Here is an 18,797-nt window from a genome sequence, read left to right as displayed (position 1 = left end):
GGAGTTTTCATGGCCAACCTTCCAACGATCGAATTCGTCTCGCGCGATGCGACGCCCAAAGGCGTCATGGTTCTGCTGGCCGGGAAAGCCGGCGTGCTGGCCGACGGCATCGATGCCCAGGTGAAGGCGCTGGTGGAGAAGGCCGCGAAGGTTGCCAAATTCAAGGGCAAGTCGCTGGCCACGCTGGATCTTCTGGCACCGGGCGAGGTGGCTGTCGATCGCCTTTTGGTCGTCGGCACCCATTCCGACAAGGCCCTTGTGGAAGAGGATTGGCTGAAGATCGGCGGGGTGATCGCCGCGAAGACCAAAGGCGCCGAATCCGTTACCGTGCTCTGCGAGCAGCCTGCGGGGGGAGTTATCAGCGCGGAGGACGCAGCGGCCCTTGCGGTCGGCGTGACTTTGCGATCCTACGATTTCGATCTCTACAAGACCAAGAAGCCGGAGAAAGACGAGGAGCCCGAGGAGCCCGACGTGGTGACGCGGATCGCGATCGCCGTCGACGATCCGGATGCGGCAAGAGCCGCTTACAAGGACGCGGAAGCGGTCGCCGCGGGAACGATGCTTGCTCGCGATCTCGTCAACGAGCCGGCCAATACTCTCGGGCCGGTCGAGTTCGCCGACCGCATCGCCGCGCTGGCTGAGCACGGGCTCAAGGTAGAGATTCTGGCGGAAGAGGACATGCGCGATCTGAAGATGGACGCGCTTCTCGGTGTTGCGCAGGGCTCGCCGCGCCCGCCGCGACTGGCGATCATGCGCTGGGACGGCGGCGCCGAAGGCGAGGCGCCGATCGCTTTTGTCGGCAAGGGTGTCGTCTTCGACACCGGCGGCATTTCGATCAAGCCGTCAGCCTCGATGGAGGACATGAAGGGCGACATGGGCGGTGCGGCGGCGGTCACTGGCCTGATGCGGGCGCTGGCGGGACGCAAGGCCAAGGTCAACGCGATCGGCATCGTGGGATTGGTGGAGAACGCCGTCGACGGGAACGCCCAGCGCCCCGGCGACATCGTCAAGGCGATGTCCGGCACGACGATCGAGGGCCTCAACACCGATGCGGAGGGACGCTTGGTGCTCGCCGACGCGCTCTGGTATTGCCAGGATCGGTTCAAGCCCAAATTCATGATCGATCTGGCCACCCTGACCGGGGCCATCATCGTGGCGCTTGGCAATCATCATGCCGGGCTCTTCTCCAACAATGACGAACTCGCCGAGCGACTCGCCGCCGCTGGCCGGACCTCCGGTGAGAAGGTCTGGCGTCTGCCGCTTGCTCCCGAATATGACAAGATGATCGAAGGCAAGTTCGCCGACATCAAGAATATCGGCGGCGGTCGCGCCGCCGGATCGGTCACCGCGGCGCAGTTCCTGCAGCGTTTCGTCAACGATGTTCCCTGGGCGCATCTCGACATCGCCGGCACCGCGATGGGATCGCCGTCCAATGAATACAACCAGTCCTGGGCGTCGGGCTACGGCGTGCGGTTGCTCAACCAGTTGGTCGCCGATCACTATCAGTCTCAATAGGTCGGGCCGGAGATAGAGCGTCGGATGACCGAAATCCTGTTCTATCATCTGACGGAAAGTCGCCTTGAGGATGCCCTGCCGGGCCTCCTCGAGCGAAGCTTGGCCAAGGGCTGGCGCGTCGTCGTCCAGTTCGCCAGCGAGGAGCGTCGCGATGCTCTCGACCATCATCTTTGGGTCTATCGGGACGAGAGCTTCCTGCCGCACGGCAGCGATTCCGACGGCTCCGGCGCGCTACAGCCGATCCTGTTGACGGTCGAGGCCGGCCGTGAAGACAATGACCCGCAGGTTCGTTTTTTGGTCGAAGGAGCGACACCGCCGCCGCTCGACCGTTATGTCCGCGCGGTCTACTTGTTCGATGGCCATGACGAGGCGCAGATCGCGCGGGCGCGGGAGCGGTGGAAGATCGAAAAGGCGGCCGGACACGCTGTCACGTACTGGCAGCAGACGGATGAGGGCCGCTGGATGAAAAAGGCCTGATCGACGACGTTGACGCCCGAAATCGTGAGCATCTGGGGCAGTCGGACCGAAGACGGACGATCTAGGGCGGCATATGCGCTCCGGGCGGCCGACTGTCGAACCATCCGGGTCGGATGTTAAGCACCATCGCGAACACGGTGAGATTGACGTAACTGGCGAGTTCGAGGGTCTCTTCCTTCCAGACCTCGATGTAGTAGCTGCCCATGATCTCCGCCGCGATCAGCATCAGGCCGCTGAAGCCGACCGGCAAGATCCACAAGAGGTTTAGATCGCGGACCTGCCGCGCCAGCGGTATGCGCCGCCAGGCGAGCAGAGCGATCACCGTGGCGGCCAGCGCGAAGCCGATGATCAGCTTGCCGTCTGAGCTGAGGCACGGTCCGCCCTCGTAATAGGAGCTGGCGCACCGAGGCGTTTCGCGCAAAACCGCGAGGCCGCAAAAGAAGGCGGCGAACAGGCTGAAATAGAAAATTTCGAACCCGAACCGGACTGCCGCTGCGTAAAACAGAACGGCTGCGGACAGCAGCAGCGCCGCTTGCAAGAGTTCGTGCCAGCCATTCTCCGCCGGATAGTCGGCCTTCCCGGCCGTCGGCTCGAAAATGAGGCTGCCCGTCCATGTCACGGTGAGCGAGAGCAGGGCCAAAATCAGGAAAGCGACGATTTCAGCGCGTGACCGCCGGGTGATCGCGACGATCACTGTTTCACGCGCCAGTATGCCGGCGGTTCGAAAGTAGCGTAACATGCCGTCCAACGGTTCCTGTAGGAAGAGGAGATTGTCCTGGACTGCGCCAGTGATGAAAACCCGCTCTGGCGATAGGACTTGATCGCGCGTTCACTGCGTCGACCGGAAGAATCTCACGGCCGCGATGTTATTGCGACGCCATCGCCGACTCGTGCTCCTCGGTAAGCGCTAGCCAGTTTTCCTCGCATGACGCCAGCGTCTTTGCCGCATCGGAGCGCTGTTTGTTGAGGGCGCTCGCCCGTGCCGGATCGCGTGTGTAGAGCGCCGGATCGCCGAGCGACTCGTCCAGCCCTTCGATGGTCTTCTGCAACCGCGAGATCTGAATCTCGAGCTGGCTGATCTTTTTCTTCAGCGGTTTGAGCGATTCGCGCTTCTCGGCGGCGATCCGCCGTTGATCGATCTTGGAAATGGGCGCGGGCTCCGGGGCGGGCACGCCGTCACCGGGGTCTTGCACGCCGCTGCCCTTCGTAGCGCCGGACAGGACCAGCTTCTTGTAGTCTTCCAGATCACCATCGTAGCGCGACACCGTCCCCTCGGCAACGACCCACAGCCGGTCCATCGTCGCCTCGACCATATGGCGGTCATGGCTGATCAGGATGACAGCGCCCGGATAGTCGTTGAGGGCGCGCACCAGACTCTCGCGCGCTTCGATGTCGAGATGGTTGGTCGGCTCGTCCAGAATCAGCAGGTTTGGCGCGTCAAGTGTCGCCAACCCCATCAACAGCCGCGCCTTTTCACCGCCCGACAGCTTTTCGGCGGCCGTATCCATCTTCTGGGTCGGCAGGCCCATCCGGGCAACCTTGGCCCGCACCTTCGCCTCCGGCGCGTCCGGCATCAACCGGCGGACGTGCTGGACGGCGCTTTCGGCCGGGCGAAGATCGTCGATCTGGTGTTGGGCGAAGAAGGCGATCTTGAGCCCCGGCGCGCGGGTGACCGTGCCGGATTGTTCCTTCAGCCGCTCGGCTAACAGCTTGGCGAAGGTCGACTTGCCGTTACCGTTCTGCCCCAGGAGAGCGATGCGGTCGTCGGTGTCGATCCGCAAGTCGAGTTTCGACAGGATCGGGCGCCCCGGCTGGTAGCCGACCGAAACGCCTTCCATGCGAATGATCGGGGAGGCGGCGGATTTTTCGGGCGCATCGAAGACGAAGGGCGTGACATGTTCCTCGACGATGCCCTGCAGCGGCTGCATCCGCTCCAGCGCCTTCAGGCGCGACTGCGCCTGTCTTGCCTTGGACGCCTTGGCCCGGAAGCGTTCGACGAAGGCTTCCATGTGCTTGCGCTCGGCGGTCTGCTTGACGATCGCCTTCTGCAGAAGTTCCAGCTTCTCGGCGCGCTGGCGCTCGAACTGGTCGTAGTCGCCGCGATAGAAGATCAGCTTCTTCTGGTCGAGATGGATGATCGAATTGACGGCATTGTTGAGAACGTCGCGATCATGGCTGATGACGATGACCGTATAGGGGTAGCGAGCGACGAAGTTCTCCAGCCACAGCGTGCCTTCGAGGTCGAGATAGTTGGTCGGCTCGTCGAGCAGCAGGAGGTCCGGCCGCGAGAACAGCACCGCCGCGAGCGCCACGCGCATGCGCCAGCCGCCGGAAAAGGACGAGGCGGGACGGGCCTGCGCGGCCATGTCGAAACCGAGACCGGACAGGATCGCGGAAGCGCGGGCTTCGGCCGAGTGGGCGTCGATGTCGGCCAGCCGCACATGGATGTCGGCGATGCGGTGCGGGTCGCTTGCCGTCTCGGCCTCCTCAAGCAGGGCAAGACGCTCCGTGTCGGCCTTCAGGACGATCTCGATCAACGACTCTTCGGTGCCCGGCGCCTCCTGCGCGACCTGGCCGAGTCGCGTATTCTTTGGGAGCGAGACGGTGCCTGTCTCCGCCGCGAGATCGCCGGTGATGACGCGAAACAGGGTCGATTTGCCGGCGCCGTTGCGTCCAACCAGACCAGCCTTGGTGCCGGTTGGCAACGTAAGGCTGGCGTGATCGATGAGAAGGCGTCCGGCGACGCGCGCGGAAAGGTCGGTGATCTGAAGCATGGGCGGCTTTTGCCACGGTATGCCGCAGTGCGAAAGGGGGCCTGGCGCCCTCGGACCGCCAAGTGGGCCACGGCGATCGAGAGCACGATCCGATTCGGCTTCATACGCGCCTTGCCCGTAAGCGGGTCGGCTTGTATAGGTCGCCCACATTTTTCCCGGCCATTTTTGAAAAGGACCACGCCATGGCGGTCGAACGCACGTTCTCGATGATCAAACCCGATGCCACTCGTCGCAACCTGACGGGCGCCATCACCAAGATGCTGGAGGAAGCCGGTCTGACGGTCGTCGCGTCCAAGCGGGTCTGGATGAGCCGCCGCGAAGCCGAGGGCTTCTATGCGGTCCACAAGGAGCGGCCCTTCTTCGGCGAGCTCGTCGAGTCGATGTCGTCGGGTCCGACGATAGTCCAGGTTCTGCAGGGAGAGAACGCCATCGCGCGCAATCGCGAAATCATGGGCGCGACCAATCCGGTCGACGCGGCCGAGGGCACCATCCGCAAGGCACACGCACAGTCGATCGGCGAAAACTCCGTGCATGGCTCGGATGCGCCGGAGACCGCGCGGCAGGAAATCGCCTACTGGTTCTCCGAGATCGAGATTGTCGGCTGAAGCCGTCGGTCTGAATGCAACCCAATATAAGGGTTTTGGAGGGAGGCCACGTGCCTCCCGTTTTTATGTTCGACGACGGTGGCGGCGATCGCGCGGCCCGTCGAACACGGCAATCCATTCTCGCGTCAGAGCCGGTGCCAGCGATCGGCGGCGCTGTCGTCGGTGTCCTTCGCCTCGACCCAGCCGCCCGCCGTTCCGTCCTTCAGATGCTCCCGCTTCCAGAACGGCGCCTGCGTCTTGAGGAAGTCCATCAGATAGGAGGCCGCCTCGAAGGCCGCCTGGCGGTGTTCCGAGGCACAGGCGACGAAGACGATCTCCTCGCCCGGCGCGATCACGCCGAAACGGTGGATGGCACGGCAGGAAAGCAGAGGCCAGCGTGCGATCGTCTCGCGGGCAATCCGCTCGATTTCGCGCTCGGCCATCCCCGGATAGTGTTCGAGTTCGAGAGCGTGAAGACGCCCGCCTTCGTCGCGGCAAAAGCCGGAAAAGCTGACGAGGCCGCCGATCGCGCCCATCGCCTCGCCCCCGGCCATGGCCGCGATCTCGGCGGCAATGTCGATGCGGTCGGCCTGAATCCGCACCACCGGCAACAGACCCGGCGGTGCTTCGCTGTTCTCGCCCCGGTCGGCTTCCGCGGCCATGGTCAGCCGCCCGTCATTGGCGGAAACAGTGCGATTTCCCTGGCCCCGGCGACCGGTTCGGAGTGATCCACATGCTCGTGGTCGATCGCGACGCGGATGATCTCGGGCGCTTGCAGCGCCATGTCGTAGGTTTCGCCGCGGCCCTTCAGCCAATGCAGCAGATCCTCGACGGTGGTGACGCCGGCCGGTAGTTCCACCTCTTCCTCGGCAATCGTTCAGAAACATAGATGGGTTTCCGCCGCGCCGCGATCCAGAGGCGCGCGGGTCAAACGTCGATGTGCCGAAGTCCGGCGCGAAAGTAGTCGTACCCCGTATAGAGTGTGATGATCGCCGAAATCCACAAGAGCCCGATGCCGGTTTCCGTGGTGAAGGAGACGATCTTGTCGGCCGCGGGGCCGGCCAGCAGGAAGCCGATGGCGATCATCTGCATCGTCGTTTTCCATTTGGCGAGCCGGGTAACCGGGACCGACACTTTCAGCTCGGCCAGATATTCCCTGAGCCCGGAGACCAGAATCTCGCGACACAGGATCACGATCGCCGCCCACAGGCTCCACCCCGCGATCGTGCCGTCGGCGGCCAGCAACAGCAGGGACGCGGCGACCAGAAGCTTGTCGGCGATCGGATCGAGCATGCGTCCGATCGTCGATGTCTGCTGCCAGGCGCGCGCCAGGTAACCGTCGAAAAAGTCGGTGATGCTGGCCGCCACAAAGATGAACAACGCCCACCAGCGGGCATAGTCCGGGCTGCTCAGCCGTCCCTCCACAAAGAAACACAGGACGACCAGCGGCACACAAGCGATGCGCGCATAGGTGAGAATGTTGGGAAGGCTGAACGCCCGAGATGCCATGAGATTGTCCGCTTCGGCTGTGCGCGCCAGTACAAGCCTGCCAGCCGGCCTCGCGTCAACCGTCATCATTGCTACGAAACGTGACGATTTTCATCCCCGCTCGTGAAAATGGTCGTAGATCGATTTGGCCATTGTGGCCGAGACGCCTTCGACCTCGCGCAGGTCGCTCAAAGCCGCCCGCGAAACGGCCTTGGCCGTACCAAAATGGTGGAGCAGGGCCCGCTTGCGGCTCGGTCCGATGCCGGCGATCTCGTCGAGCGGGTTCTTCACCAGTTCCTTCTTGCGCCGGGCGCGATGCGAGCCGATCGCGAAACGGTGCGCCTCGTCGCGAAGCCGTTGCAGGAAATACAGCACCGGATCGCGCGGCGGCAGCGAGAACGGCTCGCGGCCCTCGGTGACGAATCGCTCGCGCCCGGCGTCGCGATCGACGCCCTTGGCGACGCCGATCGTGGTGACCTTGTCGGCGATGCCGAGTTCGGCGAAGATCCCGCGCACGGCGGAAATCTGCCCCTTGCCGCCGTCGATCAGGACGAGGTCGGGCCAGGCCGGCATCGCGGTGTCGGTCAGTGCGTCGTCATCCTCGTCATCTTCGCAGACCGGCTCGGGCGCTTGCGGGCCCTCGCCATGCTCCTTGAGCAGCCGCGAGAAACGCCGCGTCATCACCTCCTTCATCATCCCGAAATCGTCGCCCGGCGTGATGTCCGCGCCCTTGATGTTGAACTTGCGATATTGGTTCTTGGCGAACCCCTCCGGCCCGGCGACGATCATCGCGCCGACCGCGTTCGTGCCCATGATGTGGGAATTGTCGTAAACCTCGATTCGCCGGGGCGGATGGGGCAGGGCGAAGGTCTCCTGCAGGCCTTTGAGCAGCCGCGCCTGTGAGGAGGTTTCCGCCAGCCGGCGTCCCAGCGCCTCGCGGGCGTTGGCGGCAGCATGGTCGGCCAGATCCTTCTTCAGCCCGCGCGAGGGAACAGCGATCTCGACCCGCCGTTCGGCCCTGACGCTGAGGGCTTCGGCGAGCAGCGCTTCGTCCTCGACCTGGATCGGCAGCAGGATCAACCGTGGAGCCGGCTTGTCGTCGTAGAATTGCGCCAGGAAGGCCCCTAGCACCTCGGCTGCCTCCAGCGAGGGATCGGCCTTGGGAAAATAAGCCCGATTTCCCCAGTTCTGGCCGGTACGGAAAAAGAACACCTGGATCGAGGTCAGCCCGCCCTCCTGATGGATCGCGAAGACGTCGGCCTCCTCGATGCCGGCAGGGTTGATGCCCTGGTGGCTTTGAACGTGCGAGAGCGCGGCGAGACGGTCACGGTAGACGGCGGCGCGCTCGAAATCGAGCTCTTCCGAGGCTTCCTGCATCGCGGCGGCCATGCCGCTCTTGATCTGGTTCGAGCGGCCGGAGAGGAACGCCTTCGCCTCGTTCACGAGGCCCTGATAATCGTTGATCCCGATCTCGCCGGTGCAGGGCGCCGAGCAGCGTTTGATCTGATAGAGCAGGCAAGGGCGCGTCCGGCTTTCATAGACCGAATCGGTGCAGGTTCTCAGCAGGAAAGCCCGTTGCAGCGAGTTGATCGTGCGGCCCACCGCGCCGGCCGAGGCGAAGGGGCCGAAATAGCTGCCTTTTCGCGAGCGCCCGCCGCGATGCTTCATGATGGCCGGGGCCTCGTGGTCCTCGCTGACGAGGATGTAGGGAAACGACTTGTCGTCCCGCATCAGGACGTTGAAGCGCGGCCTCAGGCGTTTGATCAGATTGGCTTCGAGCAGCAGCGCCTCGGTCTCGGTGCGCGTCGTGACGAATTCCATCTGCCGCGTTTCGCGGATCATGCGGGCGATGCGCTGGGTGTGACCGCCCATCCGCGTGTAGCTCGTCACGCGCTTCTTCAAGGAGCGTGCCTTGCCGACGTAGAGAACTTCGCCATCCTTGCCGAACATGCGGTAGACACCCGGCTGATTCGGCAGGCGTTTCGCCAACGCCGTGATCAACTCAACCCCGACGCGGTCGCCTGCTACGAACTTGCCGGCATCGTCCCAGTCGATCGTCGCGACCAGCGACGCGCCGGCACCGGTGGCTGTTTCGGTGGTTGCGTTCCCCGGCTCGGGAACGAGCTCGTCGTCGAAGTCTTGCGTGTCGGCGGTCATGTCATCCCGGGTCGGCCCGCGCGGCTCAGCGCTCGGCCGGATTATCTGGAAAGCGTTGCGGACGCGATCGGCTGGTGTCCGCCCGTTTGTAACATCTGGTCTTCTTATATGATCGCGCGAAAGGGAAAAGTTCAGGGGTCTTTCGGAGGCCAGCCCGCCGGCCGGGATGCGCCACTGGCAGGGCGACGATGCGCAAGTTGCAAATTCGCAACGGCGACAAAAAATCCGTTCATCGTCACGCCATGACCCCGGCCAGATCCTGTTCGCGTGGCACGAGGCACCCCATCTACCGGTGGTGAATGCGATGTGATTTTGACGAACGCGTTCCGGACCTCCTCTGCTTCGTTGTGAGCGGAACTTGGTCGGTTGAAGATGGGAGAAGCCCTATGGTGACGCCGCTTCGACATTTGGCGATCGGGCTGACGCTTGCTTTGTTGGCAACGTCCGCCAACGCGGCCGACACGGTCCTGGACACGCCGCAGCCGCCCGAGCCGGCACCGTTCGCCCCGTCGGTTCCGGTCTACGTCTGGTCCGGCCCCTATGCTGGCGCTTTCGTCGGTTACAATACCTCCAATTTCGATCAGTCGGGTGGTGCCGAGTTCGATGGCGAGGGCTTCGTCGGAGGTGTCTACACCGGCTACAATTTGCAGACCGATCGTTTGGTCTACGGCATCGAGGCCGACATTGGCGGTTCCGGCGTGGACGGCCGCGGATTCAACGGCGCCGTCGGAGCGCCGATCGACGCTGAAACCAGTATTTTCGGATCGCTGCGGGCCAGGGCCGGCGTTGCGGTCGACCCGTTCCTCGTCTTCGGAACCGCCGGCGTTGCCGCGTCTCGCAACGAGTTGTCCCTGGGCGGTGCATCCGACAGCCAGACCAGCATTGGTTATACGCTCGGCGCCGGCATCGAGGCCAAGATCACCGACAATGTCACGTCGCGGCTCGAATATCGCTATTCTGACTTCGGCAGCGAGACCTACGACCTCGGCAATACCCGCGTCTCGTCGGGCTTCGACGAGCACTCGATCCGCGCCGGCATCGCGCTGAAATTCTGATGCCGGCCGGATCGTCGGACGCCCTGGCGCCGAAGCGTCATGCCGCGCGGGGCTGCAATTCCCCGTAGGCGGGGAAGCTCTCGGGGAACTGCTTGAGCCATTGCGCCAGTTTCGGTCGCTCGCGCTCGATTTTTCCCTCGAAACGGAAGGCCATCCAGCCGAGCAGGCCCGCCAGCGCGAAATGGGCGGTCGTCGGCTCGTCGGGGAGGTCGGCGATATGGTCTTCCAGGAACGCCAGGCCACGATCGGCCTTGCGCATCTGCTTGTCGACCCAATCCGGGTGGCGTTTTTCCTCCGGCCGGTAACGCACTTCGTAAACCCCGAGAATCAGCGCGTCGCCGACCCCGTCGGCGGCGGCCTCGAAGGTTTTGACCGAACGCCAGGCGTCGAGTTCCTGCGGGACGAGCTGGTTGCCGCTCATCCGGTCGAACAGGTCGCAGATGACGCGGCTGTCGTAGACCGAGGTGCCGTTGTCGAGGACCAGAGCGGGAATCTTGCCGAGTGGGTTGGCGGCGAGCAGATCGGCGGGCTCCGCAGACGTGTCGACGGAGACACTCTCGACATCGATGCCGCAATGGCGCGCGGCCATCCTTGCTTTGGCGGCGAACGGCGAGGCGGAAGAATAGTACAGACGCATGGCGGTGGATCGACCTTATTTCGTGACATAGTCGGGAGTGGTGCGTCCCGCCGCCGGGAACCGACGAAGCGACTGGCAATCGGCGCCATAGACGTGCCAGTCGTCAAGCCCCAGCACGCAGCCCTCGGCCCGCCAGGATTTCACTGGCGAGAACCTGCCGAGATGACCGCCGGCCGCGGCGAACCCCATCGGGTGCTCGATGACGTAGTAGACGGTCCGCTGCTTGCCGTCGGTAATCAACGCCGTCGCCTGGCAGTAGCGACGCTCGATCGGGCTGCTGGGGAGGGGAGCGTCCAGCTTTTGCGGGAAATAGCCGGTCTCGATCATACCGCTGAATTCGAGGATTTCGAGCTTGGTTTCGAGCATGCGCGGGGCGCCATATTCGAACTGGTCTTCGACCTCGGCCAGAACGTCGGCGTCGTCGCAGGCCGGAACATTGGCGCTCGCGACGGCGGGCGCCTGCAAGCGTTGCATGTCCGCAGCGGTCGTCGGGCCGGTCAGCACCAGGCTGGCGAGGGACGCGGCGAGAAGAGCGGTGAGAAGACGGCGCATGATGGTAACCCGCGGCTTGGAAGACTGATCCGATCGACGATTAGCATGAAAATGGTCGTGGTGCCGTCAGGCCTCGACGGCAGGAGGCGCAAAAACCTCGTATGTTGCGCCGGGGTCGCGCCCCAGCACCGGCAGCAGGGCTTTCATGATCGCTTCGGCTTCCTCGGCGAACATGAAGGGTGGATTGATGACGACCATGCCGGTGCCGACGAAGCGCTGGTCCGTCGAATACGGCTCGCGGAAGAATTCGACAGCCACCATGTCGGCGATCCCGAGCGTGCGCAGCCCGTCATGCAGAACATTCACCGCCTCGCGCCGCTTCAGCGGGTACCAGAGCGCATAGGTCCCGCCAGGCCAGCGGCGCAACGCCTTGCCGAGGGCCAGGACGATATCCTCCACTTCACTCGGCTTTTCGAAGGGTGGGTCGATCAGAACGAGTCCGCGCTTTTCCTTCGGTGGCACATGCGAGCCGAGGGCGAGCCAGCCGTCGAGTTCGATCGCCTTGGTCTGGATGTCGCCGGCGAACACCGCTTTCAGCACCGTCGCCTCCTCGGGATGAAGCTCGTAGGCGGACAGGCGATCCTGCGGGCGCAAGAGGCGCCGCGCGATCAGCGGCGAGCCGGGATAACGATCCTGTTCCATGTCCGGCTGCAGCGCGGTGAAATACGGCGCAAAGAGCGGGTTCGTCGTCAATTCGGCGGCAGCGCGGAGGCGCCCGATTCCCTCGGCATGCTCGCCGGTCCGAACCGCTTCGTTCGCGGACAGCGCATAGAGGCCGCGCCCGGCATGGGTGTCGTAGACCCGGAACGGCTTGTCCTTGCGCTTCAGATAGTCGATCAACCGGCTCATCAGAACATGCTTCACGACATCCGCGAAGTTGCCGGCGTGATAGGCGTGGCGGTAGTTCATCCTGCTCCCGTTCTTATGATCCCGCGGCGGGGGCGCATTGGCGTTCACCCCGCGGCGATCCGGTGTTGCGGCTCGCCCGAACAGGAGCTTTCGTGACGAACGCTGCGTTCATGGGCCTTACCGCGCCGCGGCGAAATCCCATCTTGGGCTGCGACACGACGTCCAACTTCTCTCGTCTTGGCATTCACGAAAGGACACCGCAATGGTTCAGTCGAAACTGTTTCAGCCCGTCGATCTCGGCCCGATCAAGCTCGCCAACCGCGTCGTCATGGCGCCGCTGACCCGCAGCCGCGCCAACGAGGCGGGCGTGCCGAACGACCTGCACGTCGAATATTACCGTCAACGGGCGAGCGCGGGGCTGATCATTGCCGAGGCGACCAACATTTCGCCCGAAGGTCGCGGCTATGCCTGGACGCCCGGCATTTTTTCCGACGAGCAGGTCGCGGCTTGGAAGAAGGTGACGGATGCCGTCCATGCAGAGGGCGGCAAGATGTTCCTGCAGCTCTGGCATGTCGGGCGGGTGTCCCACCCCGATTTGCAGCCCGGCGGCGCGCTGCCCGTCGCCCCATCGGCGATAAAACCGCAGATGCAGGCCTTTACCGCCAATGGCCTCAAGGACGCAGAGACCCCTCGGGCGCTTGAGCGGGACGAATTGCCGCGCATCGTCGCCGACTATGCGAAGGCGGCGGAAAACGCCAAGGCGGCCGGCTTCGATGGCGTCGAGATCCACTCGGCCAATGGCTATCTTCTCGACCAGTTCCTGCGCGACGGCGCCAACCAGCGGACCGACGATTACGGCGGCTCGATCGAAAACCGTATGCGTTTCCCGCTGGAAGTCGTCGACGCGGTGGTCAAGGTCTGGGGTGCCGACCGGGTCGGCATCCGCATCTCGCCGGTAAGCCCGGCGAACGATCTTCGCGACAGCGATCCCGAGCCGTTGTTCACCCGCTATGTCGAGGAATTGTCGAAGCGCAAGCTCGTCTATCTCCATGTCATCGAGGGAGCGACGCGCACCGAACGCGATCCGCACGCCTTCAAGGCGTGGACGCTGAAGGATCATTTCGATGGCCTCTACATGGGCAACAACCGCTATGACCGCGAGCTGGCCATCGAGCGGATCGAGACGGACGAGGCGGATCTGATTTGCTTCGGCCGCCCGTTCATCTCCAATCCGGATCTGGTCGCGCGGCTCGAAATCAATGCGCCGCTGGCCGAGTGGGACGAGGCGACGTTCTATGGCGGCGGCAAGGAAGGCTATCTCGACTACCCGGCGCTGAGCGAAGAGGAGCGGACCCGCTACGCCGAAGCCGCCTGATCGGGCGACGGCGACAGCGAGAAGAGGGCCGGAACGCACGTTCCGGCTTTTTTTCTCGCGGCAACCACATTCAGACCGACTTCCACCGCGCCGCGAATGGATGCGATCGCCAAAATGAATTTTGGCGGTGTCACCGGCTGCGCTATGGATGAGGGATGAACAAGCCGCTTCCCGTCACCATGGGGCATTCCGCCTGCCCGCATGACTGCCCGTCCACCTGCGCCCTCGATGTCGAACTGCTCGACGGCCGCACCATCGGGCGCGTGCGCGGCGCGGCGGCAAACGACTACACCGCGGGGGTGATCTGCGCCAAGGTCGCCCGCTACGCCGAGCGCATCCATCACAAGGACCGGCTGTTGAAGCCGCTGCAGCGGGTGGGCGCGAAAGGCGAGGGCGGCTGGCGCGAGATCGGCTGGGACGACGCGCTCGATCTGGTGGCGGAGGAATTCCTCAAGGCCGAAGCCAGGCACGGCTCCGAGGCGGTCTGGCCCTATCAATATGCCGGCACGATGGGCCTGGTGCAGCGCGACGGCATCCACCGGCTGCGCCACGCCAAGCGCTATTCCGGCCAGTTCGACACGATCTGCACCAACATGGCGTGGACCGGCTGGTTCGTCGGTGCCGGCGCGATGCGGGGCGCCGACCCGCGCGAGATGGCGAAATCCGACTGCGTGATCATCTGGGGCACCAACGCGGTGGCGACGCAGGTCAATGTGATGACCCACGCGGCCAAAGCCCGCAAGGAGCGCGGTGCGAAGATCGTCGTCATCGACATCTACGACAATGCGACGATGAAGCAGGCCGATCTGGCCTTGAAGCTTCGGCCCGGCACCGACGGCGCGCTCGCCTGCGCGCTGATGCACATCGCCTTTCGGGATGGCACCGCCGACCGGGGCTATCTCGCCCGCTACACCGACGATCCGGCCGGGCTGGAAGCGCACCTTGCGACCCGCACGCCGCAATGGGCGGCGGCGATCACCGGGCTCGACGTCGAGGCGATCGAGGCCTTCGCGGCGCTGATCGGCCGCACACAACGCAGCTATTTCCGCCTCGGCTACGGCTTTACCCGCCAGCGCAACGGCGCCGTGGCGATGCACGCGGTGATGTCGGTCCCCGCCGTCTACGGCCATTGGCAACACGAGGGCGGCGGCGCCTTCCACTCCAATTCCGACATCTTCGGCCTCGACAAGAGCGAGATCATGGGCACCGCTTATCGCGACCCGTCGATCCGCACCCTCGACCAGTCGCGCATCGGCGCGGTGCTCACCGGCGATGCCGAGGCGCTGTGCGATGGGCCTCCGGTTGCGGCGATGCTGATCCAGAACACCAATCCGGCCAATGTCTGCCCGGAGCAACGGCCGGTGCGGCGGGGTCTGGCGCGCGACGACCTGTTCACCTGCGTCCACGAGCAGTTCATGACCGATACGGCCGGGCTCGCCGATCTGGTGCTGCCGGCGACGATGTTCCTGGAGCATGACGACATCTATCGCGGCGGCGGCCAGAACCACATCGTGCTGGGGCCGAAGCTTGTCGAGCCGCCGGAGACGGTGCGGACCAACCATTTCGTCTTCGAGGAGCTGGCCAGGCGGCTCGGCGTCGCCGACCGGCCGGGCTTTGGGCTGACCGAGCGCGACCTCATCGACAACATGGTGAAGAAAGCCGGCCACACCGAGGGTTATGAGGGGCTGAAACGCGACCGCTGGATCGACTGTCAGCCGCCCTTCGAGGAGGCGCATTTCCTGAACGGTTTCGCCTGGCCGGACGGCAAGTTCCGGTTCAAGCCCGACTGGACCGGTGGCTATGCGCCGAACCGGCCGCCGGACAGCCTCGGGCCGCAGGGGCCGGTCGCGGGTCTGCCGGTGTTCCCCGATCATGCCGAGCTGATCGAGGCGGCCGACGCGTCGCATCCCTATCGGCTCGCGACGTCACCGGCGCGGCAGTTCCTCAATTCGACCTTCGCCGAAACCACCGGCTCGCGCTCGCGGGAAGGGGCGCCCGAACTGATGATCCATCCCGAAGACGCGGCTCGCGAGGGGCTGGTCGCGGGCGATATCGTGACGATCGGCAATGAGCGGGGCGAGGTGCGGCTGTCGCTGACCGTCACGGAAACCGTAAAGCCCGGCGTCCTCGTTCATGAGGGGATCTGGGCGAACACGGATTTCCTCGACGGGGAGGGGATCAACACGCTGACCGGCGCCGATCCGGTCGCGCCCTTCGGCGGCGCCGCGTTCCACGACAATTGCGTGTGGTTGCGGGGTGGCGCATAGCTAGGCTGGCGAGGTATCGGACGAAACAGAACTGATAATTCTGTTTCGGGGCTCGTATTTCCAACGTGGGTTCGGCTCGAATTTGATCCCGACCGATTTGTAACGCGCAAAGGGGTCCTCGCCATCCCAAGCTTCTGGCATCTTGCTGTTCAAACCCGCTTTTATCAGAGCACGATCTTCGTCCTTGGTAATGACACAGCAGACGAGCTTTTTATCGAGGATCTCTCGAACAACTTCTGGTTTAGGATTGGCAATAGCCATCAAGTCATCTGATAAGGATGTAAATGGTACAGCATGATCATAAACGATCTCACGGCTACCCCAGTCACGACCGGATGCATTCAAGGACTGAAACTGCGCTGCTGTTCTCTTTCCACCGTTCCGGCGTTCCCACATGAAGAAAATTGGCTCTCGCAAGGCTTTAGACCAAGCTGCCTTTACCATCCCCATGTTGCGGACCTTCTGACAATATCGGATGGCCTCGCATACCAATTCCAAGCGTTGTTCAATCGACAAATTGCTTTTGATCGTCATAAACCAAACCAAAGATTTCAACGCAATATTGGAAATCTTAGGACATACAAAAAAATTGATCAAGCTCTCCTCTTGTAAAATAGAACCATCGTATTCCGTTTCAAGCGCCCTCTGTCGCGGAGCATTCGATTGTCGTGTAGTTCGACGGTCAGCGGTCATTCCGCATTTAACCAGTCCTCATGACCGTGGCGGACGCGGACGATCAGAACACCGTTCTGATCGATCACATAGACGATGACATGGGAACCGCAGGGATGAACGCGGACAGGCGGCGCGAGTTCGGTTCGCTCGCGGGCGAGTTCCGGGTGGCGCGCCAGCGTCTCGAAGTTCCGGCGCAGGCGGGCGTGGTACTGGGCCGCCTGTCGGGCTCCGAACAGGCGGATGCCGTTCGCATAGATGCACTGGATGTCGTCCGCTGCCTTCTCCGTCAGCCTATAGGTCATCTCCGGCGGGATCGATGTCGGCGTCCCGGCGAGCGCCCGCTTCGATCTCGTCCATCGAGCGGGAACTGATACCGCTCTCCAGTCCCTCGGTCACGAGCGCCTGCATATGAGCGATCTTCCCGGCCCGGTCCTGATCGCGGCGGATCAGGTCGCGCACGTAGTCGCTGGCATTGCTGTACCGGCCGGCTTCCGCCTGGGCCTCGACCCATGCCTTCATCCGATCGGGCAGGGAAACGTTCATGGTCGCCATGGTGATACCTCCTGACCATTTTACAGCATTTTGGCAAAGACTGCCAAACGATCTGTTCACCCCCTTCGCGCCTCCGGCGACACCAGAATGTAGGGCGGATCGTCGTCGCCCGGCGCGGCGGGCGCGCGCGAGCCCTTGACGATCGCGCGGCCGCTGACCATGCGCACCGTGCCATCGAGCACCAGCCGCAGCGCGTGCGGATACAGCCGGTGCTCGGCGCGCAAGAGCCGCTCCGCCAGCGTCTCGGCCGTGTCGCCCGGCTCGATCGCGATCGCCGCCTGGGCGATGATCGGTCCCTCGTCCATGCGATCGGTGACGAAGTGGACGGTGCAGCCATGCACCCGCATGCCGGTCGCCAGCGCGCGCCTATGGGTGTCGAGGCCGGGAAACAGCGGCAGCAGCGACGGGTGGATGTTGATCAGGCGCCCTGTGTAGTGCCGCACGAAGCCTTCCGACAAGATCCGCATGTAGCCCGCGAGGCAGACGACGTCCGGCTTGAGATCGTCCAGCGCCTTGAGCACAGCCGCCTCGTGCTTGGCGCGATCGGCGAAGGCGCTCTGTTCGACGGCGATGGCGGTGAGGCCCGAGCGCTCGGCCGTCTCAAGGCCCGGCGCGTCGGCATGATTGGCAATGACGCCAACGATCTGGCCCGGATAGGTGGGGTCCATGCAGGCAGCGGCGAGGGCGGTCATATTGGTGCCGCGCCCGGAGATCAGGATCGCGATCCTCTGCCGGCGGATCCCATTCATGGTAGCGGCAACGCGCCGTTGAAGGTCACCGCCGCGTCCTTGCGCGGCAGGATGCGCCCCAGCGGAACCACCGTCTCGCCCGCCGTCTGCAGGATCGCGCCGACCGTCGCCGCGTCGGCCTCTGAGACGACGACGATCATGCCGATACCGCAATTGAAGGTGCGCAGCATCTCCGTCTCGGCGACGCCACCTTCCTTGGCGAGCCAGCCGAACACCGGCGGCACCGGAACCGCGAACAGGTCTATGTCGGCCCTCAGCGTTTCCGGCAGGACCCGCGGAATGTTTTCGACGAAGCCGCCGCCGGTGATATGCGCCAGCGCCTTGATGCCTTTCGTTTCGGCGAAGGCCGAAAGCAGCGGCTTGACATAGATGCGGGTCGGCTCGATCAGGGCTTCGCCCAGCGTGCGCTCGGCGTCGAAGGGTGCCGGGTCGCCATAGCGCGCGCCGGACCGCTCGACGATGCGGCGGATCAGCGAATAGCCGTTCGAGTGAGCCCCGGAGGACGCCAGCCCGAGGATCATGTCCCCGGCTTCGATCGTACCGGCAGGAAGCAGGCGGTCGCGTTCCACGGCGCCGACGGCAAAGCCGGCAAGATCGTAGTCCTTCTCGGCATAAAGGCCCGGCATTTCGGCGGTTTCGCCGCCGATCAGCGCGCATCCGGCCTGGCGGCAGCCGCTCGCGATGCCTTTGACGATGGCTTCGCCCTCCGAGGGGTCGAGCCGCCCGGTGGCATAATAGTCGAGGAAGAACAGCGGCTCGGCGCCCTGGACCACGAGATCGTTGACGCACATGGCCACGAGATCGACGCCGATCGTGTCGTGCAGGCCGGTCTCGATGGCGATCCTGAGCTTCGTGCCGACGCCGTCATTCGCCGCGACCAGAAGAGGGTCGTCGAAGCCGGCCGCCTTGAGGTCGAACAGGCCGCCAAAGCCGCCGATTTCGCCGTCGGCGCCGCGGCGCCGGGTCGAGCGGACATGCGGCTTGATACGCTGTACGAGGTCATTGCCGGCGTCGATATCGACTCCCGCGTCCCGGTAGGTCAGAGAGTTGCTCGTATCTGTCATGGTTCCCGCCTGTTTCCGCCGAGTTGA

At 64.2% G+C, this 18,797-nt stretch carries 20 protein-coding genes; 6 read left to right on the top strand and 14 right to left on the bottom strand.

Translation table 11 applies throughout. The features are described 5' to 3' along the window. The first annotated feature begins 9 nt into the window (after nucleotides 1–9). Together MJ956_RS14710 and MJ956_RS14705 are read left to right on the top strand one after the other, a co-directional pair. Nucleotides 10–1,515, top strand: coding sequence for a leucyl aminopeptidase (locus MJ956_RS14710; protein WP_253965192.1), 1,506 nt, complete (start codon nucleotides 10–12; stop codon nucleotides 1,513–1,515). A gap of 24 nt (nucleotides 1,516–1,539) precedes the next feature. After that, nucleotides 1,540–1,992, top strand: coding sequence for a DNA polymerase III subunit chi (locus MJ956_RS14705; protein WP_253965191.1), 453 nt, complete (start codon nucleotides 1,540–1,542; stop codon nucleotides 1,990–1,992). A gap of 61 nt (nucleotides 1,993–2,053) precedes the next feature. Here MJ956_RS14705 and MJ956_RS14700 read toward each other — a convergent pair whose 3' ends face one another. Both MJ956_RS14700 and MJ956_RS14695 read right to left on the bottom strand, forming a co-directional pair. Then, nucleotides 2,054–2,731, bottom strand: coding sequence for a hypothetical protein (locus MJ956_RS14700; protein WP_253965190.1), 678 nt, complete (start codon nucleotides 2,729–2,731; stop codon nucleotides 2,054–2,056). 127 nt (nucleotides 2,732–2,858) lie between these two features. Continuing rightward, on the bottom strand, nucleotides 2,859–4,766 hold the full coding sequence (locus MJ956_RS14695; protein WP_253965189.1) for an ABC-F family ATP-binding cassette domain-containing protein: 1,908 nt from the start codon (nucleotides 4,764–4,766) through the stop codon (nucleotides 2,859–2,861). Nucleotides 4,767–4,948: 182 nt separating this feature from the next. On the opposite strand from MJ956_RS14695, the gene ndk reads away from it, so the two are divergent. Next, the gene (gene ndk, locus MJ956_RS14690) at nucleotides 4,949–5,371 is read left to right on the top strand and encodes a nucleoside-diphosphate kinase (RefSeq protein WP_253965188.1); all 423 of its coding nucleotides are present in this window, start codon (nucleotides 4,949–4,951) and stop codon (nucleotides 5,369–5,371) included. 125 nt (nucleotides 5,372–5,496) lie between these two features. Here the strand turns inward: ndk and MJ956_RS14685 are convergent, their stop codons facing one another. The 4 genes from MJ956_RS14685 to uvrC form a co-directional block, all read right to left on the bottom strand. Continuing rightward, on the bottom strand, nucleotides 5,497–6,012 hold the full coding sequence (locus tag MJ956_RS14685; protein WP_253965187.1) for a molybdenum cofactor biosynthesis protein MoaE: 516 nt from the start codon (nucleotides 6,010–6,012) through the stop codon (nucleotides 5,497–5,499). 2 nt (nucleotides 6,013–6,014) lie between these two features. Continuing rightward, nucleotides 6,015–6,224: a MoaD/ThiS family protein gene (locus MJ956_RS14680; RefSeq protein WP_253965222.1), complete on the bottom strand. Its 210-nt coding sequence runs from the start codon at nucleotides 6,222–6,224 to the stop codon at nucleotides 6,015–6,017. A gap of 53 nt (nucleotides 6,225–6,277) precedes the next feature. Continuing rightward, nucleotides 6,278–6,859, bottom strand: coding sequence for a CDP-diacylglycerol--glycerol-3-phosphate 3-phosphatidyltransferase (gene pgsA, locus MJ956_RS14675; RefSeq protein ID WP_253965186.1), 582 nt, complete (start codon nucleotides 6,857–6,859; stop codon nucleotides 6,278–6,280). Nucleotides 6,860–6,949: 90 nt separating this feature from the next. Continuing rightward, a complete protein-coding gene (gene uvrC / locus MJ956_RS14670; RefSeq protein ID WP_253965185.1) occupies nucleotides 6,950–8,995 on the bottom strand; it encodes an excinuclease ABC subunit UvrC in 2,046 nt (681 codons plus the stop codon). A gap of 386 nt (nucleotides 8,996–9,381) precedes the next feature. Between uvrC and MJ956_RS14665 the strand changes: the two genes are divergently transcribed. Then, a complete protein-coding gene (locus MJ956_RS14665) occupies nucleotides 9,382–10,050 on the top strand; it encodes an outer membrane protein (RefSeq protein ID WP_253965184.1) in 669 nt (222 codons plus the stop codon). Nucleotides 10,051–10,087: 37 nt separating this feature from the next. Here the strand turns inward: MJ956_RS14665 and MJ956_RS14660 are convergent, their stop codons facing one another. The 3 genes from MJ956_RS14660 to MJ956_RS14650 form a co-directional block, all read right to left on the bottom strand. After that, the gene (locus MJ956_RS14660) at nucleotides 10,088–10,687 is read right to left on the bottom strand and encodes a glutathione S-transferase family protein (protein WP_253965183.1); all 600 of its coding nucleotides are present in this window, start codon (nucleotides 10,685–10,687) and stop codon (nucleotides 10,088–10,090) included. A 15-nt stretch (nucleotides 10,688–10,702) separates the two neighbouring features. Next, complete coding sequence (locus tag MJ956_RS14655) at nucleotides 10,703–11,239, bottom strand: hypothetical protein (protein ID WP_253965182.1); 537 nt, start codon at nucleotides 11,237–11,239, stop codon at nucleotides 10,703–10,705. Nucleotides 11,240–11,305: 66 nt separating this feature from the next. Then, nucleotides 11,306–12,148 (bottom strand): 23S rRNA (adenine(2030)-N(6))-methyltransferase RlmJ, encoded by an 843-nt coding sequence (locus tag MJ956_RS14650; RefSeq protein ID WP_253965181.1) that lies wholly within the window; start codon nucleotides 12,146–12,148, stop codon nucleotides 11,306–11,308. 202 nt (nucleotides 12,149–12,350) lie between these two features. On the opposite strand from MJ956_RS14650, the gene MJ956_RS14645 reads away from it, so the two are divergent. Together MJ956_RS14645 and MJ956_RS14640 are read left to right on the top strand one after the other, a co-directional pair. Then, nucleotides 12,351–13,463 (top strand): alkene reductase, encoded by a 1,113-nt coding sequence (locus MJ956_RS14645; protein WP_253965180.1) that lies wholly within the window; start codon nucleotides 12,351–12,353, stop codon nucleotides 13,461–13,463. 155 nt (nucleotides 13,464–13,618) lie between these two features. Continuing rightward, nucleotides 13,619–15,730: a molybdopterin oxidoreductase family protein gene (locus MJ956_RS14640; protein ID WP_253965179.1), complete on the top strand. Its 2,112-nt coding sequence runs from the start codon at nucleotides 13,619–13,621 to the stop codon at nucleotides 15,728–15,730. Here the strand turns inward: MJ956_RS14640 and MJ956_RS14635 are convergent, their stop codons facing one another. The 5 genes from MJ956_RS14635 to purM all read right to left on the bottom strand — a co-directional run bounded on the left by MJ956_RS14635 (nucleotide 15,731) and on the right by purM (nucleotide 18,770). Next, nucleotides 15,731–16,327 (bottom strand): hypothetical protein, encoded by a 597-nt coding sequence (locus MJ956_RS14635; protein WP_253965178.1) that lies wholly within the window; start codon nucleotides 16,325–16,327, stop codon nucleotides 15,731–15,733. It abuts the gene before it with no gap. Between the two features lie 92 nt (nucleotides 16,328–16,419). Continuing rightward, nucleotides 16,420–16,707 (bottom strand): type II toxin-antitoxin system RelE/ParE family toxin, encoded by a 288-nt coding sequence (locus MJ956_RS14630; RefSeq protein WP_253965177.1) that lies wholly within the window; start codon nucleotides 16,705–16,707, stop codon nucleotides 16,420–16,422. After that, nucleotides 16,697–16,957 (bottom strand): type II toxin-antitoxin system ParD family antitoxin, encoded by a 261-nt coding sequence (locus MJ956_RS14625; protein WP_253965176.1) that lies wholly within the window; start codon nucleotides 16,955–16,957, stop codon nucleotides 16,697–16,699. Before MJ956_RS14625 ends, MJ956_RS14630 begins: the two co-directional genes overlap by 11 nt. A 56-nt stretch (nucleotides 16,958–17,013) precedes the next feature. Further along, nucleotides 17,014–17,706 carry a phosphoribosylglycinamide formyltransferase gene (gene purN / locus MJ956_RS14620; protein WP_253965175.1) on the bottom strand — a complete coding sequence of 231 codons (693 nt, stop codon included), beginning with the start codon at nucleotides 17,704–17,706 and terminating at the stop codon, nucleotides 17,014–17,016. Continuing rightward, nucleotides 17,703–18,770, bottom strand: a complete 1,068-nt coding sequence (gene purM / locus MJ956_RS14615) for a phosphoribosylformylglycinamidine cyclo-ligase (RefSeq protein WP_253965174.1) — start codon at nucleotides 18,768–18,770, stop codon at nucleotides 17,703–17,705. The genes purN and purM overlap by 4 nt, the downstream gene beginning before the upstream one ends. Between the last annotated feature and the right edge of the window lie 27 nt (nucleotides 18,771–18,797).

Origin of the sequence: Aurantimonas marianensis (genome assembly GCF_024195285.1) — a bacterium.
In the GTDB taxonomy this organism is placed as follows: domain Bacteria; phylum Pseudomonadota; class Alphaproteobacteria; order Rhizobiales; family Rhizobiaceae; genus Aurantimonas; species Aurantimonas marianensis.
Note: the sequence above shows the minus strand (reverse complement) of the source record. Positions and strands in the feature narration are given on the sequence as shown.